Genomic DNA, 26,857 nt, shown 5'->3' on the forward strand with positions numbered 1-26,857 from the left:
GAAGAGAGCACTACGACAGCCATGGCTGAGGCAAACATCCCGGTGGGTTCCACCACCGCCGGCTCGATCGCGGTGGCCGCCGAGTCGACCGTCGCCACCCGCATGAGCGCCCCCCCGTCCTTCGACGTCGCGGACTTCCCGGTCCCGCACGGCCGCGAGGAGGAGTGGCGGTTCACGCCGCTGGAGCGGCTGCGCGGGCTGCACGACGGCACCGCCGTCGCCACGGGTGACGGTGTGAAGGTCGCCGTCGAGGCGCCCGAGGGCGTCACCGTCGAGACGGTGGGCCGCGACGACGCGCGCCTCGGCAGGGCCGGCACTCCGGTGGACCGGATCGCCGCCCAGGCGTACTCGTCCTTCGCCAAGGCCTCCGTCGTGACCGTCCCCAAGGAGACGGTGCTCACCGAGCCGATCCGGATCGCCGTGCACGGCGAGGGCGGCGTGGCCTACGGCCACCAGGTCATCGAGCTCGGCGCCTTCGCCGAGGCCGTCGTGGTCATCGACCACACCGGTGACGCGGTGCTCGCCGCCAACGTCGACTACCTCCTCGGCGACGGCGCCAAGCTGACCGTGGTCTCCGTCCAGGACTGGGACGACAAGGCCGTCCACGTCGCCCAGCACAACGCGCTGGTCGGCCGCGACGCCACCTTCAAGTCGTTCGTGGTCACCTTCGGCGGCGACCTGGTGCGCCTGCACCCGCGGGTCGCCTACGCGGGCACCGGCGGCGAGGCCGAGCTGTTCGGCCTGTACTTCACCGACCAGGGCCAGCACCAGGAGCACCGCCTCCTGGTCGACCACAACACCCCGCACTGCAAGTCCAACGCCGTGTACAAGGGTGCCCTCCAGGGCGAGGACGCGCACGCCGTGTGGATCGGCGACGTCCTCATCCAGGCCGCGGCCGAGGGCACGGACACGTACGAGATGAACCGCAACCTGGTTCTGACCGACGGCGCCCGCGTCGACTCGGTGCCGAACCTGGAGATCGAGACCGGTGAGATCGCCGGTGCAGGTCACGCCTCGGCCACCGGCCGGTTCGACGACGAGCAGCTCTTCTACCTGATGTCCCGCGGCATCCCGGCGACCGAGGCCCGCCGCCTGGTCGTGCGCGGCTTCTTCGCGGAGCTCGTCCAGCAGATCGGTCTGCCGGACGTCGAGGAGCGCCTGCTGGCGAAGATCGAGACGGAGCTGGAGGCTTCCGTCTGATGGCCTTCGTCAAAGCCTGTGCGCTGAGCGAGCTGGAGAGCGACACGCCCAAGCGGGTGGAGATCGACGGCACGCCCGTGTCCCTCGTCAAGACCGAGGGCGAGGTGTTCGCGATCAACGACATCTGCTCGCACGCGAACGTGTCGCTGTCGGAGGGCGAGGTCGAGGACTGCGCCATCGAGTGCTGGCTGCACGGCTCGAGCTTCGACCTGCGCACCGGCAAGCCGTCCGGCCTGCCCGCGACGCGCCCCGTCCCCGTATACCCCGTAAAGATCCAAGGGGACGATGTGCTCGTCTCCGTCACCCAGGAGTCCTGAGTTCCCCATGGCAACGCTTGAAATCCGCGACCTGCACGTCTCCGTCGACACCGAGAACGGTACGAAGGAGATCCTCAAGGGCGTCGACCTGACCGTGAAGCAGGGCGAGACCCACGCCATCATGGGCCCCAACGGCTCCGGCAAGTCGACCCTGGCGTACTCGCTGGCCGGGCACCCCAAGTACACGATCACCAGCGGCACCGTCACGCTCGACGGCGAGGACGTCCTGGAGATGTCCGTCGACGAGCGCGCCCGCGCCGGCGTCTTCCTCGCCATGCAGTACCCGGTCGAGGTCCCCGGCGTCTCGGTCTCCAACTTCCTGCGCACCTCCGCCACGGCGATCCGCGGCGAGGCCCCCAAGCTGCGCACCTGGGTGAAGGAGGTCAAGTCCGCGATGGAGCAGCTCCAGATGGACCCGGCCTTCGCCGAGCGCAACGTGAACGAGGGCTTCTCCGGCGGTGAGAAGAAGCGCCACGAGATCCTCCAGCTGGAGCTCCTCAAGCCGAAGATCGCGATCCTCGACGAGACCGACTCCGGCCTCGACGTCGACGCGCTGCGCCAGGTCTCCGAGGGCATCAACCGCGTCCGTGAGAACGGCGAGGTCGGCACCCTCCTGGTGACCCACTACACGCGCATCCTGCGCTACATCAAGCCCGACTACGTCCACGTCTTCGCGGGCGGCCGCATCGTCGAGTCCGGCGGCGCCGAGCTCGCCGACAAGCTCGAGGCCGAGGGCTACGCGTCGTACACGAAGGGTGGCGCTTCCGAGTGACACAGCTGCCGGGCCTCCTCACCCAGTCCGCTCTCCTGGACGAGGCGATCCGCAAGGACTTCCCCTTGCTGGACCGTGTGGTCCACGACGGGAAGAAGATCGTCTACCTCGACTCGGCGGCGACGTCGCAGAAGCCGCGCCAGGTGCTCGACGCGCTCAACGAGTACTACGAGCGGCACAACGCCAATGTGCACCGCGGCGTGTACCTGGTCGCCGAGGAGGCCACGGCGCTCTACGAGGGCGCCCGTGACAAGGTCGCCCGCTTCATCAACGCGCCGAGCCGCGACGAGGTGATCTTCACCAAGAACGCCTCGGAGTCGCTCAACCTCGTCGCCAACATGCTGGGCTGGGCCGACGAGCCCTACCGCGTGGACAGCGACACCGAGATCGTCATCACGGAGATGGAGCACCACTCCAACATCGTGCCGTGGCAGCTGCTCTCGCAGCGCACGGGCGCGAAGCTGAAGTGGTTCGGCCTGACCGACGACGGCCGGCTCGACCTGTCGAACATCAACGAGATCATCACCGAGAAGACGAAGATCGTCTCCTTCACGCTGGTCTCCAACCTGCTCGGCACCCAGAACCCGGTCGACGCGATCGTCCGCCGGGCGCAGCAGGTCGGCGCCCTCGTCTGCATCGACGCCTCGCAGGCCGCCCCGCACATGCCGCTGGACGTGCAGGCGCTGCAGGCCGACTTCGTGGCCTTCACCGGCCACAAGATGTGCGGCCCGACCGGCATCGGCGTCCTGTGGGGCCGCCAGGAGCTCCTGGAGGACCTGCCGCCCTTCCTCGGCGGCGGCGAGATGATCGAGACGGTCTCGATGCACTCCTCCACGTACGCCCCGGCGCCGCACAAGTTCGAGGCGGGCACGCCCCCGATCGCCGGGGCCGTGGGCCTGGGCGCGGCGGTGGACTACCTGTCCGCGATCGGCATGGACAAGATCGCCGCGCATGAGCACGCGATCACCGAGTACGCGGTCAAGCGCCTCCTGGAGGTGCCCGACCTGCGGATCATCGGCCCCACCACGGCCGAGGACCGCGGCGCGGCGATCTCCTTCACCCTGGGCGACATCCACCCGCACGACGTGGGCCAGGTCCTCGACGAGGAGGGCATCGCGGTCCGCGTCGGCCACCACTGCGCGCGCCCGGTCTGCCTGCGCTACGGAATTCCCGCGACCACGCGAGCGTCTTTCTATCTGTACTCCACGCCCGCCGAGGTCGACGCCCTGGTGGACGGCCTGGAACACGTACGCAACTTCTTCGGCTAGGGGTGCTGCGCTCTCCCGGGGGACACCCCCCCGGGAGAGCGCAGTCCCCGGCCCACAAGGCACGTCACGCAAGGGACGCGAGGACGCGAGGTAATTCGTTGTGAAGCTTGATTCGATGTACCAGGACGTCATCCTGGACCACTACAAGCACCCGCACGGGCGGGGCTTGCGGGACGGTGACGCCGAGGTGCACCACGTGAACCCGACGTGCGGCGACGAGATCACCCTCCGGGTGAAGTACGACGGGTCGCGGATCGAGGACGTCTCGTACGAGGGGCAGGGCTGCTCGATCAGCCAGGCCAGCGCCTCGGTCCTGAACGACCTGCTGGTCGGCAAGGATCTGGCCGAGGCGCAGCGGATCCAGGAGACCTTCCTGGAGCTGATGCAGTCCAAGGGCCAGCTGGAGCCGGACGACGCGATGGAGGAGGTCCTGGAGGACGCGGTGGCCTTCGCCGGCGTCTCCAAGTACCCCGCCCGCGTGAAGTGTGCTCTGCTGAGCTGGATGGCGTGGAAGGACGCGACGGCCCAGGCTCTGGGCGAGCTCGCCGAAAGGAAGACGGCATGACCGAGAACGCACAGGCGGCGATCAAGCCGGCGACCGAAGAAGAGATCCGCGAGGCCCTGTACGACGTCGTCGACCCCGAGCTGGGCATCGACGTCGTCAACCTGGGCCTCATCTACGGCATCCACATCGACGACTCCAACGTCGTCACGCTGGACATGACCCTGACGTCGGCGGCCTGCCCGCTGACCGATGTGATCGAGGACCAGGCGAAGTCGGCGACCGACGGCATCGCCAGCGAGCTGAAGATCAACTGGGTCTGGATGCCGCCGTGGGGCCCGGACAAGATCACGGACGACGGCCGCGAGCAGCTGCGCGCGCTCGGGTTCAACGTCTGAGCGGCACCCGCGCTCCGAGGCCCCCGCACCGATGGTGCCGGGGGCCTCTTCGCGTCGTGCGGCGCCTGATCGGCTGACGTTCGCCCGCCGTACGGATGTTGTACGCCCGCCATTGGCGGAGCGGCCGGAACCTGCTCGACGACACCCCGCCGACGAGAGGCCGCCCCGTGCCGCACCACCCATCGCTTCGCCGTGCCAGGACGGTCGCCGCCGCGTCCGGCGTGCTCGCGCTGTCCCTCCTCTGCCCCAACTCCCTCGCGCATGCCGCGAGTTACGGCACGCCGACCATCTCGCTCTCGGCGTCGTACCTGTCGGGAGCCGTGGGGGCGACCGGCGACCCGGTGGTCACCGTCACCGTCGCGCAGAGCGGGGCCGACGCGGCGGCGCTGACCGTGGCGGCCTCGGCGAGCTCCCGCCCGTCCGTCGCCGGGACGGGGGACGTCACGGTGAGCGGGACCGGGGCTACGCGGCAGCTCCGGGTCGCCGCGCACGCGCGGGGCTACACCGACCTCACCCTCAAGGTCACCGGGCTCGGCGGCAAGAGCGCCACCAGGACGCTGCACTACGCGGCCTCGGCCGCCGTCCAGGGAGCCGCCGACACCCGCTACCTCACCGGGTCGAGCGACGCCTCGGCCGCCGTGGACGTGGGCGGCGGGTATGTGGTCGTCGCCGACGACGAGTCCAACACCCTGCGGATGTACGACCGTTCGGTCTCCGGCGCGCCCGTGCGGACCTGGGACTTCAGCTCGCGGCTCGGTGTCTCCAAGGAGATCGACATCGAGGGCGCGGCCCGCGTCGGAGACACCATCTACTGGACCGGCTCGCTCGGCAACAACAAGGACGGCGTCTACAAGGCCGACCGGAACACCGTCTTCACCACCACCGTCACCGGCTCGGGCGCCGCTACCCAGCTCACGCTCGGCGGCTCGTACAAGAGGCTGCGGGACGACCTCGTCGGCTGGGACCGCGCGAACGGGGACCGCTACGGGTTCGCCGCGGCCACCGCCGCGGGGCAGGCGCCCAAGCAGATCGACGGGTTCAACGTGGAGGGCCTGGAGTTCGCGCCCGGCTCCACGAGCACCGCCTACATAGGGTTCAGGGCACCGCTCGTGCCGCCGCGGAACGGCGGCAAGGCGCTGATCGTGCCCGTCACCAACTTCGACGAGGTGGTCGGCAGCGGGGCGAAGGCCGTCATGGGCACGCCCATCGAGCTCGACCTCGGCGGGCTCAGCATCCGCGACCTCCGCAAGAACGCCGCCGACCAGTACCTGATCGTCGCCGGGTCCTGGGCCGCGGACGACAACTCCGACCCGTACGCGGTCTATTCGTGGGACGGCGTCGCCGGGCACGCCCCCGTCAAGCGGGTCGACCTGCCGACCAGCGACCCGGGCGGCTGGGAGGCCGTGGTGGACGTGCCCGATCTGTCGGTGCCGGGCGCGCGGGCCCAGCTCATCACCGACGACGGCTCCGCCGACCTGTACGGCGACGGCACCGAGGCCAAGGACCTCACCCACCCGGAGTGGAAGAAGTCCCGGGCCACGTGGTTCACGGTGACCGGCTGAACCGCCGCTACCAGGCGCCCACCACGGGCGGCGCCACCGCTGGGACGCCCGCCGCCTCGGCCAGCGAAGGGGCCAGGTTCTCGCGCCGGATGCGCTGGTCGACGTAGAGCAGACCGGTGGCGAGCTGGGGCAGCGTGGTGGTCAGGAACTGGCTGACCACCATGCCGACGAGGTACAGCACCGCGACGATGACGACGGCCGTGACCTTCGGACCGACGGTGTCACCGGTGGAGACGAGCAGCGGCATCGTGGCGAGGACCCCGCCGTAGGTGAACGGCAGTTGGACGAAGTAGCCGATCACGCTGCTGATCATGCCGACGACGAGCAGGATGCCGAACGTCCGCCACCAGGCGCCGTTCACCAGGCGGGCCGAGCGGCGCAGGGCTTCGACGGGCCGCTGGTTCTCCAGGACCGCGGCCGCGGGCGCGAACCCGTAGCGGACCCAGAGCCAGAGGCCGACCGGGATCAGCGCGAGGAAGAGCAGGAGGAACAGGACCATCAGCGCCGCAGGCGGCTCGTGGTGGCGGGAGCCCGACACGATCGTCACCGCCATCAGGGCGACGAACAGGGCCATCGCGGCCAGCACGGCCAGCCACTGGAGGGCCAGCGCGCCGAGCACGGCCGGGAACCGTGACCAGGCCTTGCGCCACACCGGGCCGAAGCCGGCGCGGCGGCCGAGGACCGCGTCCTGGAGCACGGCCGGGACGGCCGCGTACACCAGCGCCATCGCGACGAGCCACATCGCCACCGCGACGACGAGGACGACGACCCCGGCGAGCACCACCGGCCGCACGTCCGCGCCCGCCGGGTCCTCACCGTAAGGGTGGTGGAAGACGGGGTCGAGGTGCGGGTGCACCGAGGCCACCGCGATCGCGACGGTGGCGCCCACGACCAGGGCGGCGGCCCCGTACGCGACGAGGGCCATGCCGAAGAGCTGCTTCCAGTAGCGGCCGAGCGCGGTGAAGGCCCCGCCGAGTACGTCGCCGAGCGTCAGCGGCCCGAGCGGGATCACCCCCGGCTTCGGCGGCGGGGGCATCCAGCCGCCGCCCCAGCCGGGGCCCCACCCCGGAGGCGGTCCCGGAGGTCCGCCCTGAGGGCCCGGGCCCCACCCCGTGTTCTGCGTCACCGCTACCTCGCACTTCCCGTACGTCGCCGTACGTCCCGTCCCCTTGATCGATCGGCTTCACCGTAGAGCCCCCGCGGCGCGCGGGTACGGTCGGGGGCATGCTCTGTGACCAGGCCGGAACGACCGGAGGCCGCTGATGGCCCGCCGCTACGACCCCGACCGGCGGCGGCGCATCATCGACGCGGCGATCCGGGTCGTCGCCGAGCGCGGCATCGCGGGGCTCAGCCACCGCACCGTCGCGGCCGAGGCCGATGTGCCGCTCGGCTCCACCACGTACCACTTCAGGACGCTCGACGAGCTGCTGGTGGCGGCTCTGCGCCAGGCCAACGAGGGGTTCGCCACGGCTGTCCGCGACTGCGCGCGCCTGGAGGAGCCCGGCGCGGACCTGGCGGTCGAACTCGCCCGCCTGATGGGGGAGTGGCTGACGGGGGACCGCGCCCGCGCCGAGTTGGAGTACGAGCTGTACCTCGCCGCCCTGCGCCGCCCGGCCCTTCGCCCCGTCGCCGCCGAGTGGACCGAGTCCGTGGCCGAACTGCTCGCCCGGCACACCGATCCGGTCACCGCGCGCGGCCTCGTCGCCGCGATGGACGGCATCTGCCTCCAGTCGCTGCTCACCGGGGGCGCGTACGACGAGGGCTACGCCCGCGACCTCCTCGGCAGACTGCTGCGCCAGTGCCGCGAGTGAACGGCGGACGTCGGGTCACCGACGTTATGTACGGGCGTACGCAACGGGCGATACCCTGGGCCGCATGCCCTACGTCCTGCTCGCCTGCGCCATCGGCTCGGAGATCGCCGCGACCTCCGCGCTGAAGTACAGCGAGGGTTTCACCAGGCTCTGGCCCTCGCTGATCACCGGTGCCGGGTACCTGCTCGCCTTCTTCCTGCTGTCGCTGACGCTGAGGTCCATGTCCGTGGGCACCGCGTACGCGATCTGGTCCGGCGTGGGCACGGCGGTCATCGCGGCCGTCGGGATGGTCTTCATGGGCGAGGCGATGACCGCCGCCAAGATCGCCGGGATCGCCCTCATCATCGGCGGAGTGGTGCTGCTCAACCTCGGCGGCGCGGCGCACTGACCGCGGGCTCAGCCCCCGGCGGCCCGCGCCGCGAAGAGCGCGGCCCGCACGCTCGCCTCGATGTCGGTGATGGGGTACAGCGCCTCGATCACCGTACGGTCCCGGTCCACCACCAGCGTCAGCCGCTTGAGCCGGCTCACCCCCGCCGTGCGGAAGGTCGGCAGGCGCAGCGCCGCCGTCAGATCCAGGCCCGCGTCCGAGAGCAGCGGGAAGCGCAGCGCCTCCTTGTCGGCGAACGCCCGCTGCTCGTCCGGGCGTTGGGTGGACACCCCGTGCACGGTCGCCCCCGCCGCGGTGAACTCCGCCAGCTGGTCGCGGAAGGTGCAGGACTCCAGGGTGCAGCCGCGCGCACCGGGAATCCCGGCCCAGCCGGGCGGGTAGGACTCGGCGCGGGCGTAGGCGCCGGGGAAGCAGTACAGGACCGTGTACGGCGTCGACGGCGCGACCGGATCCCTCAACTTGCCGTCGAAGTCGGGCAGTTGAAGCTCCGGAACGCGGGTGCCCACCAGCTCCCGCACCCGCTCGGTCTCGCCTGACGTCTCGGTCGAGGTGGCCATCGTCTCTCCTTCTCCCAGCACCCAGGTGTCTCCCCAGTCCTGGAGTGCGATCAGTACGGGCAGCAGGGCCCGGCCGCGCGCGGTGAGCCGGTACTCGTGGCGCACCGGGCGCTCCTGGTACGGCTCGCGCGCCAGGACCCCGCACTCCACGAGCAGCTTCAGCCGCTCGGTGAGGACCTTGCGGGACATGCCGAGCTCCCGCTGGAGCGCGTCGAACCGGTGCACCCCGCGGGCCGCGTCACGCACGATGAGCAGCGTCCACCAGTCGCCGACCACGTCCAGGGCCTGGGCGATCGCACAGTGCTCGTCGTCGAGCCGGGTGCGGTGGGGCATGCGGGTGTCCTTTCGCGGGGTGGGTGCCGGACCGACCGGCCCCTGCCTGTTGACCGGTCGCGATCATGCTGCCATAGTCCGTTCCCTAAGGGAACTTACTCACCTTGTGGGCCCGCAGGAAGCGGGATCTCCGTGCCGTGTTCCTGGCGCAGGTGCCGCCTGATCCTCACGCGGGCGTCGACCTCGGCCGACTGGTCGCGGTCCCGTACCGCCCGGCGGAGCCGTTCGGTGAGGACGGAGCATGATCCGCACCCTTCCGCGCCCTGCGTCGGCATCTCCGCGGGCGGCATCGAGTAGTAGCCGCTCCCGGGTGGTTGGCTCGCGAACATCGCGTGGCTCCCCTCGTCCCAACTCGTCTGTGTACTAGTTCAGTCTTCGGAGTGTTGGAAGCACTCCACAAGGGTGATCAGTGCACTAGGGTGCCGAGTGCCAGGACGGCTCAACTCCCGTGAGGAGAACGGCAGATGGCCGGAGAGAAGACGTTCACGAAGATCGCTGACCACTTCCGCGAACGGATCATGTCAGGGGAGCTCGAACCGGGGGCGAGGCTGCCGACCAACCGGGAAATCGCCGGCAGCTGGCAGACCGCCGCGGCCACGGTGTCGCGAGCGCTCCAGGCGCTCCAGGTGGAGGGGTACATCAGGACCACCCCGCGCGGGACGTTCGTGGAGGACGACCCGGTGTGGACCCTCACGCCGAAGGACCGCCTGGAGCGCGTGAGGCGGGTCAAGAGCATCCTCGCCGAGGGCGAGACCTCGCGCGTGACGGCGGCCGAACTGGTCAAGCCGCCGCTGTACGTCGCGGACATCCTCGACCTCGAGGCCGGGGACCAGGCCGTCCGGCGGGAGTGGCTCGCCGGACGCGGCAAGACCCGCACGGTGTTCGCCGTGACCTGGTACCCGGCCCACTTCGCCGCCCTGGTCCCCGATCTGCTCAACACCTCACCCGGCCGGAACCACGGGCTCACGGCCAGGATCCTGGAGGCGACGGGGCGCACGATTACGCACGCCAGGGACGACATGCATGCCCGCGAGGCCGACGCCCGTGAGGCCAGCGCCCTGGCCCTCCCGGTCGGGGCGCCGGTGCTGGCGGGCGCCCACCGCTGGTCCGACGCCGAGGGCATCATCGAGTACGGGGAGTGGTGCCTCCCGCCACGGTTCACGATCGGCTACGAATACACGCCCTGACGGGGGTGGCGGGGGTCCGGCGGGGGCCCCACCCAGGGGCTTGAACGCGGGCGCGAGCGGCGGGGGCGCGGCGCCTGGGCGGGACGCCGGGCGGGACGCCGGGCGGGGCGGACACGGGACCGTCACTTGAGACCGGTTCGCCCCGGCGGGCCGTCGCCGGTTAGGTTTTCGGTCATGACCGACACGACTACCGCTACGACCGGCGCCGCGGCCGCCGGACTCGCCACCATCGCCGCCGATGGCACCATCCTGGACACCTGGTTCCCCGCCCCCGAGCTCGTGACCGTCGCCGAGCCCGGCCCCGCCGGCACCGAGCGGCTCTCCGCCGAGCGCGCCGCCGAACTCCTCGGCGCGGGCGCGCTGAAGGCCGTCGGCGCCGACGAGCGCCGCGGGGTCGAGGTCGTCGCCGTCCGTACGGTCATCGCCTCGCTCGACGACAAGCCCCTGGACGCGCACGACGCCTACCTGCGCCTGCACCTCCTCTCGCACCGGCTCGTCAAGCCGCACGGCCAGAACCTGGACGGCCTGTTCGGGCTGCTCGCCAACGTCGCGTGGACCTCGCTGGGCCCGGTCGCCGTCGACTCCGTCGAGCAGGTGCGCCTGAACGCGCGCGCCGAGGGGCTCCACCTCCAGGTGACGTCCGTCGACAAGTTCCCCCGCATGACGGACTACGTCGCGCCCAAGGGCGTACGCATCGCCGACGCCGACCGGGTGCGTCTGGGCGCGCACCTCGCCGAGGGCACCACCGTGATGCACGAGGGCTTCGTGAACTTCAACGCGGGCACGCTCGGCACCTCGATGGTCGAGGGCCGCATCTCGGCCGGTGTCGTCGTCGGCGACGGCTCCGACATCGGCGGCGGCGCCTCCACCATGGGCACGCTGTCCGGCGGCGGCAACGTCCGCATCGTCATCGGCGAGCGGTGCCTGGTCGGTGCCGAGGCCGGGGTGGGGATCGCGCTGGGCGACGAGTGCGTCGTCGAGGCGGGCCTGTACGTCACCGCGGGCACCCGTGTCACCATGCCCGACGGGCAGATCGTGAAGGCCCGGGAGCTGTCGGGGGCCTCCAACATCCTGTTCCGGCGGAACTCGGTGACGGGCGCGGTCGAGGCTCGGCCGAACAATGCGGTGTGGGGCGGGTTGAACGAGGTTCTGCACGCGCACAACTAGCCGGGGTCGTCCGGCAGCCGGGGTCACCGGGGCGCCGCCCCGGACCCCGGGGCTCCGGCCCACCCACCCGTGACGGGGGTTGGATGGGCTGACCCCTGGGGCTGCGCCCCAGCCCCCCCCCCCCCCCCCGCGGGGGCTCCGCCCCCTGCACCCCCAACCCCGCCAGGGACCCGGTGCGGTCCGCAGCCGTCCGGTCCGGCGCAACGATTGACCCAGCAGGCATCGCACCCCGCTGAGGGGCGCGGGGAACTGCGCGAGCGGCCCCGCGCGGTCCGCAGCCGTTCGAAAGGGCCGTGTTCCCGTAGTCTCACGCAGCCGGGTCGCACCCTGCCGGGGGCGCGGGGAACTGCGCGAGTGGCCCGTGCGGTCCGCAGCCGAACCAAAGGGCTGTGTCCCCGCAGTCTCACGCAGCCGGGTCGCACTCTGCTGAGGGGCGCGGGGAACTGCGCGAGCGGCCCGCACGGTCCGCAGCCGTTCGAAAGGGCTGTGTCCCCGCAGTCTCACGCAGCCGGGTCGCACCCCGCTGAGGGGCGTGGGGAACTGCGCGAGTGGCCCGCATGGTCCGCAGCCGAAGGGGGGCGCTGCGAGGGCACCCGCCGCCCGCGGCCGACCCGCTTCTCACCCCCTCCCGGGTGACCCGGAGCAGAACGCGCTGTTCAGCGCATCCCGCGCCTCCCGCAGGCGGGCGAGCTCCGGCGGGGACGGGGGCTGCAAGGGGGCTCGGGGTGGGTAGCCGAGGAGGGCCTTCGCGGTCACCGTGCCCGGCAGGCCCGAGGCCATCATCAGCTCCGTGAGCGGGGTGGTCAGGTGGTTGAGGCGGGCCGCCTCGGCCGGCGCACCCGCGTCGTACGCGTCAAGGACCGCCCGCATCTCCCGCGGTGCCACGTTCGCCACCGTGCTCACCCAGCCCGCCCCGCCCACCGCGTACAGCGGAAGGTTCAGCTCCTCGGCACCCGAGTAGTACGCCAGCGACGTGCCGCCGATGACCTTGGTCGAGCCGAGCAGGTCGTACGCGCAGTCCTTCACCGCCACGATGCGCTCATGCTCCGCGAGGCGCAGCATCGTCTCGACCTCGATGCGCGTGCCCGTGCGGCCCGGGATGTCGTACAGCATCACCGGCAGGCCGGTCGCGTCGGCCACCGTGCGGAAGTGGGCCTCGACGGCGGCCTGCGGCGGGCGGCTGTAGTACGGGGTCACCACCAACAGGCCGTCCGCGCCCGCCCGTTCGGCCGCGCGGGCCAGCGCGACGGTGTGCAAGGTCGACGCGCTGCCGACGCCCGCCACGACCGAGGCCCGGTTGCCGACCGCCTCCACCACGGCCCGTACCAGCTCGGTCTTCTCCTCGTCGGAGGTCGTCGGGGACTCCCCGGTCGTGCCGTTCAGGACCAGGCCGTCGCATCCGTTGTCGACCAGGTGCGCGGCCAGCCTCCGGGCCGCCGGGAGGTCGAGCTCCAACGACCGCGTGAACGGCGTGACCATCGCGCACAGGGCTCGTCCGAACGGCCGGAGCGGAGGGAGCACGCCGGGTGGGGGTGATGTCGTCATACGGCAGTCTTGCCCCGGCCGAGAGTTAACGTCCACTTAGACTTTGTGGGAGGTTTCAGTAGGAGTGCTCAAGTCAGGAGTGCGCAGGGGGGGCGGGCGGTTCCTACCAGAGGTTCCGCTTCGACCACGTCGGATCACCCGCGTACGGATGGAACGTGTCCAGGTTGTCCTTCGCCGGGTGGCTGCGCCCCGCCGGGCCCGCGGCGAACGTCCTCAGCAGGTTCTCCGTGACCCGCGACGTGAACTTCGCCGTCGTCGCGTCTATGCCGTGACCGCCGTCCCCCACCGTCGACTGCACCCAGCGCATCGTGCCCGTGTTGAAGACCCCGGCGCCCGAACCCACCGTGTAGTAGGCCGAGTTGGCGTAGGAGTGGACGCCTCGGCAGGTCAGGGGCGAGTGGGAGATCACCTCGATGGGGCGGGGTGTCCCGTCGCCGTTCGCCCGGTCGTACTCCGTGCCCACCAGGCCCGGGAACGCCGACCCCTTCCTGACGCCCGTGCCCTCGAACAGCCAGTGGTTGGGGGAGGTGACCACATAGTCGGCGGTGGTCGGGTTCGACTCGTACAACGTGCCCGTCAGCGCGTTCTCCGGCTCGGCGTGCGGGGGCTCGCGGAAGTTGGTGGTCGGCGGCTCGCCCTCGCGGCGGCCCGGGTCCCTGGCCCAGTCGTTCTTGTAGCAGACCACCAGGCGCTGCTCGCCGAGCGCGGTCTTCTCCAGGCGGATCCGGCGGAAGCAGGCGTTCGCGCCGAGGAAGGCTATGTTCGTGCCCCGGTCGCGCGCGGCGGTGACCCGCTCGCGCATCGACTGCGTCCAGTACTCGTCATGTCCCAGGGACAGTACGGCCGTTGCCCCGTCCAGGAGGTGCGGGTCCCGCTCGATGTCCATGTTCGTCACATAGGCCGGGGCCAGGCCCATCCGCTCCGCGAGGGCCACCACCGGCTGCTCGTAGGTGAGGAACAGGCCGTCGCCGTCCCGGTGGTAGGGGCGGTCGCAGCTCACCGCGCGCGAGCGGTCCGCGTCGTCGCCGGTCGGTCCGTTGTAGAGGCTGTGACCGCCCCATTCGTTGTACGCCTGCCAGGTCGCCACCGCGTTGACGATCACCACACGGCCCTTGGTGGCGGCCGACCTGACGGTGACCGGGACGTAGCGCTGGCCCCCGCTGTCGGCGGTCAGGCGGATCAGGTAGGAGCCCTCGGGCCAGTCCTTGGTGGATACCTCCGGGCCCGCCGGCCACGGGGCGGTGACCGTGTACGTCCCCGGCTCGACCTGCGCGGCGGGCTGCCGGGTCCCTTGCAGCGGGCCCGACTCCCACACCTTGCGGGCCAGCGCGCCCCCGTACCAGCCCATCCGGAACGCCTCGGCGCGGAACGTCCTCGCGGTGGTGTGCACGTGGAGGCGGAAGGGCTCGCCGGAGGCGACGCTCGTGCGGTCCGCGTAGCCCTCGACCTCGTGCTCGGCGCCGCGCCCCTTCAGTCGCCAGTCCGCGTCACCCGGCCGGTCGTTCTCCTTGGCGGGCGGCTTCGGGGCGTCCCCGGAGTGCGCGCCGGGGCCGTTCCCGGCCCGGTCCTCACCGGCTGAGCAGCCCGCCGCGCCCACCGCGGCCGCGGCGCCCGCCACCGCGAGGAAGCCCCTGCGACTGAGTGCCCCGCGCTCCATGCCACAACTCCGCTCCGCCGTTCGGTCCCTGGAGGTCCAGTGTGCGCGAGCGGCGGCCGGGGTTCACTGCGAGGTGGTGCGCTCCGGGCGCACGACCAGGACCACCCGGTGCTCGGCGTCGTCCAGCGGCGTCTCGTACTCCAGGCCGTACCGCTTGGCCAGGACGTCGAAGAAGGCGCCCGTCGGGTCGGGTTCGATGCGCTCCACCGTGCCCCGGACCTCCAGGTAGCGATAGGGCTGATCGGGGTCGTTGACCGAGACGGAGACCTTGGGGTCGGCCATGACGTTCTTGCACTTGCGGCGGGTGGTGGTCGTGGTGAAGCGCAGGAACTCGCCGTCCCACTCCTGCCAGACCGGGTTGACGTGCGGGGTGCCGTTCGGCCCCTTGGTGGCGAGGTGCACGAAGAGGGGGCGGGTCAGCAGGTCGGCGTGGCTCGCGGGGATCACGGAGTCGTCGGCCGCGAGGGCGCCGTCGTTCGAGCTCGTCATCGTCGTCATGGTGCTGAACGTTATCAACGTATTGATGATGCGCAAGGGCTTTATCACTGGCCGTATGCTCGGAGCCATGACCATGCCGCCCGAGGAGCGCCTCGGCCTCGACATCAAGCGCGCCGAGCAGGAGCTGATCGCCGCGAAGAGCGCGGCGGTGAAGGTGGCCGGGCTCACCGTGCCGCAGTACGCCGCCCTGCTCGGGCTCTCCGGCGCGCCCGGCATCTCGGCGGCCGCGCTGGCCCGCGCCTGCCTCGTCAGCCCGCAGGCCATGAACGTCGTCCTGAAGAACCTCGAAGAGCGCGGTCTGGTCGAGCGCACCCCGCACCCCTGGCACCGCAACGTCCTGGAGACCCGGCTCACCGACGACGGGAGCGCGGCGCTGGCCGCCGCCGACGAGCGGGCGATGGCCATCGAGCGCCGCATCGAGCGCGAATTCACCGCCGCCGAAAGGGAGTTGCTGCGCTCCCTGCTCGGCCGGGCCGTCGCCGCGATCCGGGACGCCGGGACCGGGTGACCCCGGCGGCCGGGCGGGGCACTGCCCGCCCGACCGCCCGTGCCGCTACGGGCGGAAGCGGATGACCTGCGGGTCGTGGTCGCTGGTCTGGTTCGCGAACTCCGCGTTGATGTGCACGCTGTCGTAGTCGAAGTCCCGGATGGCGGGGCTGGTCAGCACCTGGTCGAGCACCTGGGTGTTGCCCTGGTACACGTAGGAGTAACGCTCCTTCTTCGGCAGCGACCGGTAGGCCGAGCGCAGCGCGCCGCCGTCCTCCAGGGCCTTGGTCGTGCCCGAGAAGTCGAAGTCGTTGATGTCGCCGACGGCCAGCACCTCCGCGTGCTTGTCGACCGCGAGGAGCTGCTTCACGAAGGCGTTGACGGCCTGCGCCTGCTGGAGCCGCTTGGCCTCCGAGGAGCGCGGCACCGGCTGGTGCTGCGAGACGAGGCTCTCGTCGCCGCCCTTCGACGCGAAGTGGTTGGCGATCACGAACACCGTCCTGCCCTTGAAGACGAACTCGCCCGCGAGCGGCTTGCGGCTGTCCGTCCACGCCGGGTTGGCCGGGTCGACCCGGCCGGGGGAGAGGGTGAGGGCCGGGTGGCCCTTGGTGCCGGTGACGCCGACGGCGGTCTTGTAGTCGCCGCCGGGCCGGTCGGTGAAGGAGACCCGCGCCGGGTTGAACAGGAAGACCTGGCGGATGTTGCCGCCGGGCTCGCCGCCGTCCTTGTCGTTCTCCGGGTCGATGGAGCGCCACTGGTAGGCCGGACCGCCCGCCGCGAGGATCGCGTCCGTGAACTTCTTCACGGTCGCCGAGGCGTCCACCGTGCCGTCGTTCTTCGCGCCGTTGTTGTCCTGGATCTCCTCCAGGGCCACGATGTCCGGCGAGGCGAGGTTGGTCACCACGCCCTGCGCCAGCGCGTCGAACTTCGACTGCGGGTCGCCCGGGTCCAGGTTCTCCACGTTGTACGTGGCGACCGCGAGCTCGCCCGTGCGCTGCTTGCGGGTGATCTCGCGCTTGAGGCCGTTGTCCTTGACCGTGCCGAGGGTGCGCGCGGCGATCGTGTAGCCGCCGAACTGGTTGAAGTCCAGGGGGCCTTCGGTGGTGCCGGTCAGCGTGTCGCCCACGTTCGCGCTGGGGAAGGGCTGCTTGGCGGTCGGGATCAGGCTCTGGATCTGGAGCCGGCCGGTGTTCTGGTCGTGGTACGAGGAGTAGAGCGAGCCGCCGCGCGGCGTCCGGTTCTCCTGCGGCTTCACCGTGACCCACAGCTCCGAGTACGGGTCCGTGGCGCCGACGACCCGCGAGGTGCCGATGCGGACGTTCATGCCCTCCAGGGACTCGTAGTAGTCCGTGGCGTACTTCTTCGGCTGGAGGGTGAGGCCGTTGACGCTGTTCCCGGCCGCCGGGTCTCCGTTCGGCGTGTACCGGTCGGGCACCGAGCGGGCGGTGATGACGACCGGGGCGGGCACCGCGTTGCCCGAGGAGAGCACGGTGACGGTCGGCTTGGAGAGCTGGGTCAGCGACTGGTTGCCCGAGGACACCCCGCCCGGCACGTACTCCGTCACGGTGGCCGAGACCTCCACCGCGTCGCCCACCGCCACGGTCGGGTTCGAGCCGGTGAAGACGAAGATGCCCTCGCTGGTGGCGGGGTTCTTGTCGGGCTTGGTGTCCTGGAACCAGAAGCCCTTGGAGGAGCCGTAGGCGCGCACCCCGGTGACGACACCGGTCACGCCGGTCACCTGCTGGCCCGCCAGCGGGGATATCCGGGTGGTGCCCTGGATGTCATGGATCTTCGCCTGCACGGGAGCGGCGGTGGCCGCCTGCGAGGAGGCGGCGCAGACCAGTCCGGCGGCGAGTGCGGTGGCGACCACGGCGGACACGGCGGCGGTTCTGGGAACGGGCATGCGGGTTCTCCGGGGGTGATGAGGGAATCGCGCCGGGGAAGGACGCGGGCGGCGGTGCGGTTCTACGCGCGTCAATCTCTTGTCTGGGGTGGGGAGTTGTCAAGAGGTTCCGGGTGGACGGGAACCGACGGGGACGTGAACCGTCGGGAGCGGGGCGCGGCGGCGGCGCGGGGCGGGCCGCGTCCGGCGGGGGCGGGCGCCGGGTGCGTGGACCGGCGCGACGGAAGCCGGTGAAATGCGTCTACGCTGGGTGCCGCTCAACCATCGCTGACCCAGCGCGACCCAGAGCGCCCAGACCGTACGGCCGAGGAGTACCCCCAGATGTCCGGAGACCGCCCCACCCTGCCGCCGGTACGGCTGAACTCCGAGGCGGAGCTGGCCCGGGACGCGCTGTCCGCCCCGCTGCTCGCCCGCGCCGTACGGCTGGCCCGCTGGGCCGGACCCGACACCCGGGTCGGCGCCGGCGGCGAACTCGTCGAGGAGCAGCTGCCCGCGGCCGCCGCGGAACTCGGTCTGGGCGACGACCAGGACGGTCCCGCGTACGCGAGCGAGGCCTGGCGGGTCGCGGTCGACACCGGGCTCGTCGAGGTCGAGGACGCTCCGGAGCACCCGGGCGAGGGCGACGAGGGCGACGAGGGCACGGCCTCCGCGGGTGACAACCTCGCGGTGCTCACCTCCGGCTCGCCGCACGACGTGCTCGCCCTCTGGCTCGACGCCTTCGACGTGGTCTTCGCGGACGCCACCGCGCCGATGATCGACGACTTCGCGGACCTGGTCGGCGAGGACGGCGAGATCGACTTCGAGCGCCTGGAATGGGACCCGGAGGAGGAGGCCGACTTCCTGGAAGGCGTCCTCGGCAACCTGTACCTGCTCACCGTCAGCGAGGGCGGCGCCCCCGAAGGACCAGTGCCGCTGCCCGCGCTCGCCGCGTCGATGATCGTCCCGGACGACATGGGGGAGCCCACCGACGACATCCTGGAGCAGGTCTCCGACGCGATGATGCGGCTGGACGACCAGTTCCGGCTCCTGGAGCCGATCGGCCTCGTCGAGTACGAGCCCGTCGACGAGGCCCTGATGGCCGAGGTCGGCGACGAGCCGGCCCCGCCGGTCGACGACGAGGACGTGTCCCGCTACGGCATGGTCCGCCTCACCCCGCTCGGCCTCTACGGCGTGCGGGCCCGGATGCTGGAGGCGGGCGTGGACGCCCCGGCCGTCGGCGACCTGGCCGACAAGGGCGCGGACGCGCTGCTCGACGGCATCGCCTTCTTCCCCGAGCTCTCGGCCCGCGCCGAGACCGAGCAGTGGCTCGCCCGCCGCGAACCGGCCGACGCGGCACGGGAGTTGCTCGGCGCGGCCCGGGGCGGCGACGAGGGCGGCCCGCTGCGCCGACTGCACTGCCAGCAGGCGCTCGCGCTGACCGGGGCCTCCGCCGAGCCCGCCGTGCGCGAGGTGCTGCCCGACCCCGAACTGGGCGGCCTGGCCCGGGTCTGGCTCGCCGAGCGCGGCGCCCCCGACGTGCCGCCGCCGTCCGAGGCGATGATCTTCTGGCTGGCCATCGACACCATCGCCGCGCAGCTGGCGGTGGAGGGCGATCTGGAGGAGCTCCAGGAACTCGTCGAGGGCCTGGTCGGCCAGCACAGCGGGTTCTTCGACGCGGCCTGGCGGGTGGAGCACCCCGCGACCGCGGACGTCCTGGAGGCGATGGGCCGGCTGCACCCGGACAAGTCCACCGCCAAGGAGGCCCGCAAGGCCGCCTTCAAGGCCCGCTCCCGGGCCTGATCCATGGGGGCGGGCGGGGTTGCCTGGCCCACGGGGGCGGGCGCGGCGCCTGATCCACGGGGACCTGTTGGGTGCCTGATCCACGGGGGCGGGCGCGGCGCCTGCTCCACGGGGACGTGCGGGGTGCCTGACGCAGGGGCGGGCGGGGCCCGCGCCTTGGGCCCCGCCCGCCTCAGCCTCCTGACGGGGCATCAAGTGCGCAGATGGGAAGCCCCGTTGAGGTCGAGCACCGCGCCCGAGGTCCACTGGGCGAGTGGTGAGGCCAGCCAGCGCACCGCCTCCGCGATCTCCTCGGCACCGGCGACCCTGCCGAACGGCGACTGCGCCCGGATCGCCTCGCCCTCCGCCCCGCTCAACCGCCCCGCGACCCGCTCCGTCTCGAAGAACCCGGGCGCGACCGAGGCGACCCCGATGCCGTACGGGGCGAGCGAGACGGCGAGCGACTGGCCGAGCGCGTGGACCGCCGCCTTGGTGGCCCCGTAGGCGGGGTGGTCGGGCTCCCCGCGGAAGGCACCGCGCGAGCCGATGTTGACGATCCGGCCCCCTGTGCCCTGCTCGATCATGCGGGACGCGGCGAGATGGCTGAGGTTGGCGGTGGCGAGGAGGTTCACGCCCACGTGCCGCTGCCACAGCTCGGCCCACTCCTCGTACGGGGTGTCGGCGAGCGGGTGGGGGAGGTTCACGGCCGCGTTGTTCACCAGGACATCGATGCCGCCGAGCGCGTCGGCGGCGGCGTCGGCGACGCGACGGGCCCCGGCGGGGTCGATGAGGTCGCCCCCGACCAGCACGTGCCCGTCCCCCTTCAGCGAGTCGAGGGTGGCGCGGGCCTCCTGCTCCCTCGACCCGAAGTGCACGGCCACGCGGTCCCCGTTGGCCGCGAACGCCTGGGCGACGGCGCGGCCGAGCCCACGGGAGGCCCCGCTGACGAGGACGCGACGGTCGGTGGCCGGCAGATTCATGAACTCTCCCCAGGCAGAAGGCGGTTGCCCTGCCGTTATACGGGACCCCCGCCTGGCCCGTTCCCGCGGGCTCCGGTGACGGGGGCCTGTCCGACTCTGCGCAGGGCTGCGCCGTCCGTGGACCCCGGTGACCGGGGCCTGTCCGACTCTGCGTAGGGCTGCGCCGTGGGTCCTGGCGACGTGAGGGCCCGGCGCCTCGGCGGAGGCGGCTGGGGGCTTCCCGCCCCGTGGGCCCCGGCGACCGGATCAACCGGCACGCGGCGTCCGGCCCCGGCCCCGGTGGTGCCGGGGTCCGCCCCGTCTGCCTGGAGGATGTCGTCGGGCCTCAGGCGGTGGCGCGCCGGAGGACCAGGCTCACGTTGTGGCCGCCGAACCCGAAGGAGTTGGCGAGCGCCGCGTCCCAGGAACCCGTGCGGTTGGCGCCCGCCGCCACGTCGAGCTCGACCGCCGGGTCGAGGTTCTCCAGGTTGCGGGTCGCGGGCACGGTGCCGTCGCGCAACGCGAGCAGCGCCACGATCGCGCCCACCGCGCCGGACGCGCCCAGCATGTGGCCGGTCATCGACTTGGTGGCCGTGACCACCGGGTGGGTGCCGATGGCCTTGGCCACCGCCTCCGCCTCGGCGACGTCGCCCGAGGGGGTGGAGGTGGCGTGGGCGTGCACCACACCGATGTCCGAGGGGCCCAACCCGGCGTCCCGCAGCGCCGATTCGATCGCCCGGACCTGCCCGGCCACGTCCGAGGCCGTGATGTGGTCCGCGCTGGAGGTGACGGCCGCCCCGGCCACCGACCCATACACCCGCGCACCGCGGGCCCGCGCGAACTCGGCCCGCTCCAGGACGACCACGCCCGCGCCCTCGCCCATCACGAAGCCGCTGCGGTCCACGTCGAAGGGCCGGGACACCGACGCCGGGTCCTTGTCCTCGGTGGACAACGCCTTCATCTGCGCGAACGCGGCGATGGTGAACGGGTGCAGACAGGCCTCGGTGCCGCCGGCCACCACCACATCGGCCCGCCCCGCGCGGATCAGGTCAAGCCCCATCGCGATCGCCTCGGCGCCGGAGGCGCAGGCACTGACGGGCGTACGGGCGCCGCCCTGCGCGCCGAGCTCCATGGACACCCAGGCGGCCGGACCGTTCGGCATGAGCATCGGCACGGCGTACGGGGAGAGCCGCCGGGCGCCACTCCGCTCGAAGGTGTCGTCCTGGCCCAGGGTGGTCAGCACGCCGCCGGTGCCCGTGCCGATCACCACGGCGAGCCGCTCCGGCGCGACCTCGGGGGCGCCCGCGTCGCGCCAGGCCTCCCGGGAGCTGATCATCGCGAGTTGTTCACAACGGTCAAGCTTGCGCGCCTCGACCCGGGCGAGCAGCGAGAGCGGGTCCACCGCGAGAGCGGCGGCGACCCTGACCGGCAGCCCGACCCCCCACTCCTCCTCGATCAAGCCGACCCCCGAGACTCCGCCCAGCATTCCTTCCCAGGTGGTGGCGGCATCGGCGCCGATCGGGGTGAGGGCGCCGAGCCCGGTGACGAGAACTTCTCCAAGATCGCTCATGCTTCGACCCTGCCAGCACGAGGGGCTCCGCGTGGATGAGGCGGACGCAGCGATTTGTCCTACGGGTGTTGTGGGGTTCATACAGGAGTGGGCCGGGGCGGGCGGGCAGTCCCGACCGACCTCCCTAGAGCGCCTCCGCCCCCGGCTTCACCATGCCGCGGGCCGTGCGGGACTTCGCGAAGGTGCCCAGGGCCGTCATCTCCCACTCGCCGGAGAACTGCTTGATCAGCTTGGCCATCATGACGCCGGTCTGCGGCTCCGCCCCGGTCAGGTCGAAGCGGACCAGTTCCTCGCCGCTCGTCGCGTCGATCAGGCGGCAGTACGCCTTGGCGACCTCCGTGAACTTCTGGCCCGAGAAGGAGTTGACGGTGAAGACCAGGCCCGTGGCCTCGGCGGGGATGCGGCCGAGGTCGACCACGATCACCTCGTCGTCGCCCGCGCCCTCGCCCGTCAGGTTGTCGCCGGAGTGCTTGATGGCGCCGTTCAGGATGGACAGCTTGCCGAAGTAGCAGGTGTCCAGGTGGTTGCGCTGCGGGCCGTAGGCGATCACCGACGCGTCCAGGTCGATGTCCTTGCCCCGGAACGCGGGCTCCCAGCCGAGACCCATCTTGACCTGGGAGAGCAGCGGGCGGCCGCCCTTGACCAGAGAGACGGTCTGGTTCTTCTGGAGGCTGACCCGGCCCTTGTCCAGGTTGACCTTTCCGCTGCCCGAAGGGGCGGGCGCGGCCGCGGCCGGAGCCGGGGCCGCCGGGGCCGGGGCGGCGAGGCGCGGGTCGGCCGGAGGGGCGGTCGGTGCGGGGGGCGCGGCCGGGGCGGCGGGCTCCTCCTCGACCGTCACGCCGAAGTCGGTGGCGATCCCGGCGAGGCCGTTGGCGTACCCCTGGCCGACCGCGCGGGCCTTCCAGGCGCCGCCGCGCAGGTAGATCTCCATGACCACCAGGGCGGTCTCGCTGCCCAGCCGCGGCGGGGTGAAGGAGGCGATCACGCTGCCGTCGTCGCCGTTGCGCACCGTGGTCGTGGGCTCGATGCCCTGGAAGGTCTGGCCCGCCGCGTCCGGACTCGCGGTCACCACGATCTTCTCGATGCCGGGCGGCACGGCCGAGGTGTCCACCACGATCGCGTCCGGCGCCGTGCCGCCGCCCGAGCGGTGGCTGACGCCGGGGCCCTGCGGCTGGTTGTAGAAGATGAAGTCGTCGTCCGAGCGCACCTTGCCGTCGGCGGTGAGCAGCAGGCCCGAGACGTCGAGCCGCACGGGGGCGGCGACGTCCACCGTCACGCGGGTGGTCGGAAGCGGAAGGTTCGAGCCGGGGGTCATTGCGGTCATGTTCCGGGAACGACCGGCGCCGCTTTGCGGTTCCTTGAACCTCCCCCGGATTCGGGGCGCCGTGTTCGTGCGCTCCGCGGCGGGCGCCTCAGTGCGGCCAGACCGGCGGGTCGGTGGTGAAGTGGCCGCCGAGGCAGGCGTGGTCGGGCCTGGCCGGGTCGAGCTCGCCCTGCTCGGCGACGAGCTGGGCGGCGTACCGCTCGGAGTCGTCCCGCGGCTCGTATCCGAGCGCCCGGGCCGACGAAAGGTCCCACCACAGGCGGGTGTTGGCGGACGACCCGTAGACCACGGTGTGCCCGACCCGCTCGGCGCCGAGCGCGGCGTGGAAGAGGCGGGCGCCGTCGCCCGGGCTCATCCAGACCGACAGCATCCGTACGGAGGTGGGCTCCGGGAAGCAGGAGCCGATGCGGACCGAGACGGTCTCCAGGTCGTGCTTGTCCCAGTAGAACTGCGCGAGGTCCTCGCCGAAGGCCTTGGACAGGCCGTAGAAGGTGTCCGGGCGGTGCGGGGCGGTGACCGGGATCAGCGGGTCCGTCCCCTGGGGGCGGGGCGTGAAGCCCACCGCGTGGTTGGAGGAGGCGAACACGATCCGCCGCACGCCCTCTTCGCGCGCCGCCTCGTAGAGGTGGTACGTGCCCTCGATGTTGGCCCGGAGGATCTTGTCGAAGGATGCTTCCAGGGAGATGCCCGCGAGGTGGAGCACCGCGTCCACCCCGCGGACGGCCTCGCGCAGGGCGTCCCGGTCGGCGAGGTCGGCGGTGATCGCGTCCGGTTCGCCGGGGACCGGACGCATGTCCAGGAGCCGAAGCTCGTAGCCGTACGCCGGGAGCAGCCCCCGCATCAGGGTGCCGAGCCCGCCGGCCGCGCCGGTGAGCAGGACGGTGCGGGGAACGGGCATGGGCTCTCCTCGGGGTGCGGGGCGGTTCCGGCGCCGCCTCAGGTCAGCGGGCTGCTTCATCCATGGACATGATTCACATGCGTGGACACGCTAAGGAGCGCGGACGAACGTCGTCAAGGGGCTCGCGCGGGCGCCGAATCCGGCCGCGGGTCAAGGCTGTTCGGCTTGACCGGCCCCGCGGGCCTGGCCTAGCGTGGCGATGTTCAGAAATATGGACGCCAGTCAGAATTGTGCACGACGGTCCTTGCCCAGGGAGCAGCCCGTGACCACAGTCCCGCTCGCCGCCCGTCTCACCCGCGCCGACGGGCCGCTGTTCTTTCCCGTGACCGCGTTCGGACCGGACGGCAGCCTCGGTCTCGACGTCTTCCGCGTCCATGTGCGCAACGGGGTCGAGGCGGGTGCGGCCGCCGTGTTCGCCTGCTGCGGCACCGGGGAGTTCCACGCGCTGACCCCTCAGGAGTTCCGGGCCTGTGTCGCCGCGGCCGTCGAGGAGAGCGCGGGGCGGGTCCCCGTGGTCGCCGGGGCCGGGTACGGTACGGCCCTCGCCGTCCAGTACGCCCGCCTCGCCGAGGAGGCCGGTGCCGACGGGCTGCTCGCGATGCCGCCCTACCTCGTCGCCGCCGACCAGGCGGGACTGCTGCGCCACTACACCGAACTGGCCGCCGCCACCTCCCTGGACGTCATCGTCTACCAGCGCGACAACGCGGTCCTCGCGCCCCGGACCGCCGTCGCGCTCGCCCGCGTCGACGGCGTCATCGGTTTCAAGGACGGCCTCGGCGACCTCGGCCTGCTGCAGCGGATCGTCAGCGCCGTACGGGCGGAGGGCCTCGACCCGCTGTACTTCAACGGGCTGCCCACCGCCGAACTCACCGGCCTCGCCTACCGCGGCCTCGGCATCACCCTCTACTCCTCCGCCGTCTTCTGCTTCGCCCCCGACATCGCGTTGGCCTTCCACCGGGCTCTCGCGTCCGGCGACGACGCGCTGGCCAACCGGCTCCTCGACGGCTTCTTCGTGCCGCTCGTGGAACTGCGCGACCAGGGCCGGGGATACGCCGTTTCGCTGGTCAAGGCGGGGGTGCGGCTCGGCGGCCTGGACGTGGGCGCGGTCCGCCCGCCGCTCAGCGAGCCCGACGCCGACCACATCAAGCAGCTCGCCGTACTCATCGAACAGGGGCGGGCGCTGCTGCCGCCGGGCGAGGGCGGCCCGGACGGCGGGCGTGCGACGGACACGTCCGGGGCGGGCGCGTGAAGGCCTCCGCGTTCCTCTACCCCTGGGACGTGATCGGCGACCCGGACGCCCCGGCCCGCATCGCCGACCTCGGCGTCCGCCAGGTGACGCTGGCCTCCGCCTACCACTCGACCCGGGCCCTGACGCCGCGTCATCCGGGCCACCGCATCGTCACCGCCGAGTACGCGTCCGTGCTGTACCCGCCGAGCGAACCCTATTGGCGGGACCGGGAGTTGAGGCCCCGCCCGGCCGGTTCCTGGGCGCCGGGCGACGCGTACGGCGCCGCCGCCGAGGCGCTCGCGGCGGCCGGACTCGACGTCCACTCCTGGGTGGTGCTCGCGCACAACTCCCGGCTCGGCGCGGAACACCCCGACACGTCCGTGGTGAACGCCTACGGCGACCGCTACCCGTGGGCGCCCTGCATCGCCCAGCCCCGGGTCCGTGCCTACCTCGTCGCCCTCGCGGCGGAGGCGGCGGTGCGGCCGGGCGCCGGTGGTACGGAACTGGAGTCCTGCGGCTGGTACGGCCTCGCGCATCTGCACGCCCACGACAAGATCGCGGGGGTGCCCCTGGAGGACACCGCGCAGTACCTGATGTCGCTCTGCTTCTGCCCCGCCTGCGCGCAGGGCTATCGCGAACTCGGCCTGGACGCATACGAGTTGAGCGTACGGGTGCGGCGGGCGCTGTCGCCGGTGTGGCGGGGCGGGCCGGTGGACGCCTCCGGCGCCGAACTCCTCGCGGCCACGCTGGAGTTCCGCGCCCGCGCGGCCCGCGCGTTGCAGGAGGCGGCCGTCGCGGCGGTACGGGAGCGGGCCCCCGCCGGGTTCCAGGTGCTGCTGCACGCGGATCCGCGGGTGGAGCGGTGCGGGGCCAACGCGGGGGTGGATCCCGGGCACATCCTCGGGGTGGCCGACGGGGTCGTCGTGCCCTGCGCGGGCGGCCCGGACCTTCTCGCGCCCTTCGCGGCGCTGGGTTCCTCGGGGGCGGTGCTGGCCGTGAACGTCCCGGTGGTGGCGGGGTTGGGGGGTCGACCTTCGTTGCTGGGGGAGGTCGTGGACCGGGTGCGGGGGGTGGGGGCGACGGAGCTTCGGCTGTACCACGCGGGGTTGGCGTCGGGGGCGGACCTGGAGTGCGTGCGCGAGTCCGGCGCGCTGGGTTAGCCCCACCCCGCCGGGAAGGGCGTTCCTGGGGCTCCGCCCCAGACCCCCGTATCGCGCCTGAACGGCGCTCGTCCTCAAACGCCGGACGGGCTGAAGACGCTCACGCTGGCCAGTACCGGTACTGCCAAGGGGCGCGGGGAACTGCGCGAGCAACCAAGCACGGTCCGCAGGTGAAGGCGGTTAAGGGGCGCGGGGAACTGCGCGACGAGCCACGCACGGTCCGCGGACAAATGGAGGCTCAAGGGGCGCGGGGAACTGCGCGAGCAACCAAGCGCGGTCCGCAGGTGAAGGAGGTTGAGGGGCGCGGGGAACTGCGCGAGCAGCCGCCCGAGGTCCGCAGAGGGGCACGGGGCTTCGTGACCGGCAGGGCGAGCGCATGGGGCGTGGCGCAGGGTGGGGGGCGGGGGAC

General features: G+C 72.3%; 26 protein-coding genes. 15 read left to right on the forward strand and 11 right to left on the reverse strand.

From position 1 onward, the window contains the following. Window positions 1-21: 21 nt before the first annotated feature. The 7 genes from sufD (at window position 22) to AC07F3_RS28480 (ending at window position 6,019) form a co-directional block, all read left to right on the forward strand. Window positions 22-1,200, forward strand: a complete 1,179-nt coding sequence (gene sufD / locus AC07F3_RS28450; RefSeq protein ID WP_479117266.1) for a Fe-S cluster assembly protein SufD — start codon at window positions 22-24, stop codon at window positions 1,198-1,200. After that, complete coding sequence (locus tag AC07F3_RS28455; protein WP_114035884.1) at window positions 1,200-1,517, forward strand: bifunctional 3-phenylpropionate/cinnamic acid dioxygenase ferredoxin subunit; 318 nt, start codon at window positions 1,200-1,202, stop codon at window positions 1,515-1,517. The genes sufD and AC07F3_RS28455 overlap by 1 nt, the downstream gene beginning before the upstream one ends. 7 nt (window positions 1,518-1,524) lie before the next feature. Beyond that, a complete protein-coding gene (sufC, locus tag AC07F3_RS28460; protein ID WP_469471586.1) occupies window positions 1,525-2,289 on the forward strand; it encodes a Fe-S cluster assembly ATPase SufC in 765 nt (254 codons plus the stop codon). Further along, window positions 2,286-3,557 (forward strand): cysteine desulfurase, encoded by a 1,272-nt coding sequence (locus AC07F3_RS28465; RefSeq protein ID WP_479117267.1) that lies wholly within the window; start codon window positions 2,286-2,288, stop codon window positions 3,555-3,557. Before sufC ends, AC07F3_RS28465 begins: the two co-directional genes overlap by 4 nt. Before the next feature lie 100 nt (window positions 3,558-3,657). Beyond that, complete coding sequence (sufU, locus tag AC07F3_RS28470) at window positions 3,658-4,122, forward strand: Fe-S cluster assembly sulfur transfer protein SufU (RefSeq protein ID WP_479117268.1); 465 nt, start codon at window positions 3,658-3,660, stop codon at window positions 4,120-4,122. After that, entirely contained in the window at window positions 4,119-4,457 is a 339-nt protein-coding gene (locus AC07F3_RS28475; protein WP_100574411.1) for a metal-sulfur cluster assembly factor, read from the forward strand. The genes sufU and AC07F3_RS28475 overlap by 4 nt, the downstream gene beginning before the upstream one ends. Window positions 4,458-4,624: 167 nt before the next feature. After that, a complete protein-coding gene (locus AC07F3_RS28480; protein ID WP_479117269.1) occupies window positions 4,625-6,019 on the forward strand; it encodes a hypothetical protein in 1,395 nt (464 codons plus the stop codon). Between the two features lie 7 nt (window positions 6,020-6,026). On the opposite strand, the gene AC07F3_RS28485 is transcribed toward AC07F3_RS28480, so the two are convergent. Continuing rightward, window positions 6,027-7,055, reverse strand: coding sequence for a DUF7847 domain-containing protein (locus AC07F3_RS28485; RefSeq protein WP_479117270.1), 1,029 nt, complete (start codon window positions 7,053-7,055; stop codon window positions 6,027-6,029). A gap of 226 nt (window positions 7,056-7,281) precedes the next feature. Between AC07F3_RS28485 and AC07F3_RS28490 the strand changes: the two genes are divergently transcribed. Together AC07F3_RS28490 and AC07F3_RS28495 are read left to right on the forward strand one after the other, a co-directional pair. Further along, window positions 7,282-7,830, forward strand: coding sequence for a TetR/AcrR family transcriptional regulator (locus AC07F3_RS28490; RefSeq protein ID WP_479117271.1), 549 nt, complete (start codon window positions 7,282-7,284; stop codon window positions 7,828-7,830). 64 nt (window positions 7,831-7,894) lie between these two features. Beyond that, window positions 7,895-8,218, forward strand: coding sequence for a DMT family transporter (locus AC07F3_RS28495; protein ID WP_344373168.1), 324 nt, complete (start codon window positions 7,895-7,897; stop codon window positions 8,216-8,218). An 8-nt stretch (window positions 8,219-8,226) separates the two neighbouring features. On the opposite strand, the gene AC07F3_RS28500 is transcribed toward AC07F3_RS28495, so the two are convergent. Continuing rightward, on the reverse strand, window positions 8,227-9,108 hold the full coding sequence (locus AC07F3_RS28500) for a winged helix-turn-helix transcriptional regulator (protein ID WP_479117272.1): 882 nt from the start codon (window positions 9,106-9,108) through the stop codon (window positions 8,227-8,229). Window positions 9,109-9,203: 95 nt separating this feature from the next. Then, complete coding sequence (locus AC07F3_RS28505) at window positions 9,204-9,437, reverse strand: hypothetical protein (RefSeq protein WP_479117273.1); 234 nt, start codon at window positions 9,435-9,437, stop codon at window positions 9,204-9,206. 135 nt (window positions 9,438-9,572) lie between these two features. On the opposite strand from AC07F3_RS28505, the gene AC07F3_RS28510 reads away from it, so the two are divergent. Together AC07F3_RS28510 and dapD are read left to right on the forward strand one after the other, a co-directional pair. Further along, complete coding sequence (locus AC07F3_RS28510) at window positions 9,573-10,295, forward strand: GntR family transcriptional regulator (RefSeq protein ID WP_479117274.1); 723 nt, start codon at window positions 9,573-9,575, stop codon at window positions 10,293-10,295. 174 nt (window positions 10,296-10,469) lie between these two features. After that, window positions 10,470-11,462 (forward strand): 2,3,4,5-tetrahydropyridine-2,6-dicarboxylate N-succinyltransferase, encoded by a 993-nt coding sequence (gene dapD, locus AC07F3_RS28515; RefSeq protein ID WP_479117275.1) that lies wholly within the window; start codon window positions 10,470-10,472, stop codon window positions 11,460-11,462. A gap of 618 nt (window positions 11,463-12,080) precedes the next feature. Here dapD and dapA read toward each other — a convergent pair. The 3 genes from dapA to AC07F3_RS28530 all read right to left on the reverse strand — a co-directional run bounded on the left by dapA (window position 12,081) and on the right by AC07F3_RS28530 (window position 15,153). After that, on the reverse strand, window positions 12,081-13,007 hold the full coding sequence (gene dapA, locus AC07F3_RS28520) for a 4-hydroxy-tetrahydrodipicolinate synthase (RefSeq protein ID WP_479117276.1): 927 nt from the start codon (window positions 13,005-13,007) through the stop codon (window positions 12,081-12,083). A gap of 103 nt (window positions 13,008-13,110) precedes the next feature. Then, window positions 13,111-14,664 carry a N,N-dimethylformamidase beta subunit family domain-containing protein gene (locus tag AC07F3_RS28525; protein WP_479117277.1) on the reverse strand — a complete coding sequence of 518 codons (1,554 nt, stop codon included), beginning with the start codon at window positions 14,662-14,664 and terminating at the stop codon, window positions 13,111-13,113. A gap of 63 nt (window positions 14,665-14,727) precedes the next feature. Continuing rightward, a complete protein-coding gene (locus tag AC07F3_RS28530) occupies window positions 14,728-15,153 on the reverse strand; it encodes a PPOX class F420-dependent oxidoreductase (RefSeq protein ID WP_479117278.1) in 426 nt (141 codons plus the stop codon). A 76-nt stretch (window positions 15,154-15,229) separates the two neighbouring features. Between AC07F3_RS28530 and AC07F3_RS28535 the strand changes: the two genes are divergently transcribed. Further along, window positions 15,230-15,670, forward strand: coding sequence for a MarR family winged helix-turn-helix transcriptional regulator (locus AC07F3_RS28535; protein WP_479117279.1), 441 nt, complete (start codon window positions 15,230-15,232; stop codon window positions 15,668-15,670). Window positions 15,671-15,715: 45 nt separating this feature from the next. Here the strand turns inward: AC07F3_RS28535 and AC07F3_RS28540 are convergent, their stop codons facing one another. After that, window positions 15,716-17,551 (reverse strand): endonuclease/exonuclease/phosphatase family protein, encoded by a 1,836-nt coding sequence (locus AC07F3_RS28540; protein WP_479117280.1) that lies wholly within the window; start codon window positions 17,549-17,551, stop codon window positions 15,716-15,718. Window positions 17,552-17,872: 321 nt separating this feature from the next. Here AC07F3_RS28540 and AC07F3_RS28545 point away from each other — a divergent pair, with 321 nt between their 5' ends. Then, window positions 17,873-19,330, forward strand: coding sequence for a hypothetical protein (locus tag AC07F3_RS28545; protein ID WP_479117281.1), 1,458 nt, complete (start codon window positions 17,873-17,875; stop codon window positions 19,328-19,330). A gap of 191 nt (window positions 19,331-19,521) precedes the next feature. Here the strand turns inward: AC07F3_RS28545 and AC07F3_RS28550 are convergent, their stop codons facing one another. The 4 genes from AC07F3_RS28550 to AC07F3_RS28565 all read right to left on the reverse strand — a co-directional run bounded on the left by AC07F3_RS28550 (window position 19,522) and on the right by AC07F3_RS28565 (window position 24,060). Further along, on the reverse strand, window positions 19,522-20,289 hold the full coding sequence (locus AC07F3_RS28550) for an SDR family NAD(P)-dependent oxidoreductase (RefSeq protein ID WP_479117282.1): 768 nt from the start codon (window positions 20,287-20,289) through the stop codon (window positions 19,522-19,524). Window positions 20,290-20,614: 325 nt separating this feature from the next. Next, window positions 20,615-21,838 carry a beta-ketoacyl-[acyl-carrier-protein] synthase family protein gene (locus tag AC07F3_RS28555; protein WP_479117283.1) on the reverse strand — a complete coding sequence of 408 codons (1,224 nt, stop codon included), beginning with the start codon at window positions 21,836-21,838 and terminating at the stop codon, window positions 20,615-20,617. Window positions 21,839-21,962: 124 nt separating this feature from the next. Next, window positions 21,963-23,162 carry a TerD family protein gene (locus AC07F3_RS28560; RefSeq protein ID WP_479117284.1) on the reverse strand — a complete coding sequence of 400 codons (1,200 nt, stop codon included), beginning with the start codon at window positions 23,160-23,162 and terminating at the stop codon, window positions 21,963-21,965. Between the two features lie 88 nt (window positions 23,163-23,250). Continuing rightward, window positions 23,251-24,060 carry an NAD-dependent epimerase/dehydratase family protein gene (locus AC07F3_RS28565; RefSeq protein WP_479117285.1) on the reverse strand — a complete coding sequence of 270 codons (810 nt, stop codon included), beginning with the start codon at window positions 24,058-24,060 and terminating at the stop codon, window positions 23,251-23,253. 262 nt (window positions 24,061-24,322) lie between these two features. Here AC07F3_RS28565 and AC07F3_RS28570 point away from each other — a divergent pair, with 262 nt between their 5' ends. Together AC07F3_RS28570 and AC07F3_RS28575 are read left to right on the forward strand one after the other, a co-directional pair. Beyond that, the gene (locus AC07F3_RS28570; RefSeq protein ID WP_479117286.1) at window positions 24,323-25,309 is read left to right on the forward strand and encodes a 5-dehydro-4-deoxyglucarate dehydratase; all 987 of its coding nucleotides are present in this window, start codon (window positions 24,323-24,325) and stop codon (window positions 25,307-25,309) included. Further along, window positions 25,306-26,448 (forward strand): hypothetical protein, encoded by a 1,143-nt coding sequence (locus tag AC07F3_RS28575; protein ID WP_479117287.1) that lies wholly within the window; start codon window positions 25,306-25,308, stop codon window positions 26,446-26,448. Before AC07F3_RS28570 ends, AC07F3_RS28575 begins: the two co-directional genes overlap by 4 nt. Window positions 26,449-26,857: the final 409 nt, after the last annotated feature.

The sequence above is a fragment of the Streptomyces sp. NPDC045846 genome, from assembly GCF_056431605.1.

What these genes read in the sequence shown, in the direction of transcription:
- sufD (WP_479117266.1), top strand. Translation starts at nt 22, where the DNA reads ATGGCTGAGGCAAACATCCCGGTGGGTTCCACCACCGCCGGCTCGATC.
- AC07F3_RS28455 (WP_114035884.1), top strand. Translation starts at nt 1,200, where the DNA reads ATGGCCTTCGTCAAAGCCTGTGCGCTGAGCGAGCTGGAGAGCGACACG.
- sufC (WP_469471586.1), top strand. Translation starts at nt 1,525, where the DNA reads ATGGCAACGCTTGAAATCCGCGACCTGCACGTCTCCGTCGACACCGAG.
- AC07F3_RS28475 (WP_100574411.1), top strand. Translation starts at nt 4,119, where the DNA reads ATGACCGAGAACGCACAGGCGGCGATCAAGCCGGCGACCGAAGAAGAG.
- AC07F3_RS28485 (WP_479117270.1), bottom strand. Translation starts at nt 7,055, where the DNA reads ATGCCCCCGCCGCCGAAGCCGGGGGTGATCCCGCTCGGGCCGCTGACG.
- AC07F3_RS28490 (WP_479117271.1), top strand. Translation starts at nt 7,282, where the DNA reads ATGGCCCGCCGCTACGACCCCGACCGGCGGCGGCGCATCATCGACGCG.
- AC07F3_RS28495 (WP_344373168.1), top strand. Translation starts at nt 7,895, where the DNA reads ATGCCCTACGTCCTGCTCGCCTGCGCCATCGGCTCGGAGATCGCCGCG.
- AC07F3_RS28500 (WP_479117272.1), bottom strand. Translation starts at nt 9,108, where the DNA reads ATGCCCCACCGCACCCGGCTCGACGACGAGCACTGTGCGATCGCCCAG.
- AC07F3_RS28505 (WP_479117273.1), bottom strand. Translation starts at nt 9,437, where the DNA reads ATGTTCGCGAGCCAACCACCCGGGAGCGGCTACTACTCGATGCCGCCC.
- AC07F3_RS28510 (WP_479117274.1), top strand. Translation starts at nt 9,573, where the DNA reads ATGGCCGGAGAGAAGACGTTCACGAAGATCGCTGACCACTTCCGCGAA.
- dapD (WP_479117275.1), top strand. Translation starts at nt 10,470, where the DNA reads ATGACCGACACGACTACCGCTACGACCGGCGCCGCGGCCGCCGGACTC.
- dapA (WP_479117276.1), bottom strand. Translation starts at nt 13,007, where the DNA reads ATGACGACATCACCCCCACCCGGCGTGCTCCCTCCGCTCCGGCCGTTC.
- AC07F3_RS28525 (WP_479117277.1), bottom strand. Translation starts at nt 14,664, where the DNA reads ATGGAGCGCGGGGCACTCAGTCGCAGGGGCTTCCTCGCGGTGGCGGGC.
- AC07F3_RS28530 (WP_479117278.1), bottom strand. Translation starts at nt 15,153, where the DNA reads ATGACGAGCTCGAACGACGGCGCCCTCGCGGCCGACGACTCCGTGATC.
- AC07F3_RS28535 (WP_479117279.1), top strand. Translation starts at nt 15,230, where the DNA reads ATGACCATGCCGCCCGAGGAGCGCCTCGGCCTCGACATCAAGCGCGCC.
- AC07F3_RS28540 (WP_479117280.1), bottom strand. Translation starts at nt 17,551, where the DNA reads ATGCCCGTTCCCAGAACCGCCGCCGTGTCCGCCGTGGTCGCCACCGCA.
- AC07F3_RS28545 (WP_479117281.1), top strand. Translation starts at nt 17,873, where the DNA reads ATGTCCGGAGACCGCCCCACCCTGCCGCCGGTACGGCTGAACTCCGAG.
- AC07F3_RS28550 (WP_479117282.1), bottom strand. Translation starts at nt 20,289, where the DNA reads ATGAATCTGCCGGCCACCGACCGTCGCGTCCTCGTCAGCGGGGCCTCC.
- AC07F3_RS28555 (WP_479117283.1), bottom strand. Translation starts at nt 21,838, where the DNA reads ATGAGCGATCTTGGAGAAGTTCTCGTCACCGGGCTCGGCGCCCTCACC.
- AC07F3_RS28560 (WP_479117284.1), bottom strand. Translation starts at nt 23,162, where the DNA reads ATGACCGCAATGACCCCCGGCTCGAACCTTCCGCTTCCGACCACCCGC.
- AC07F3_RS28565 (WP_479117285.1), bottom strand. Translation starts at nt 24,060, where the DNA reads ATGCCCGTTCCCCGCACCGTCCTGCTCACCGGCGCGGCCGGCGGGCTC.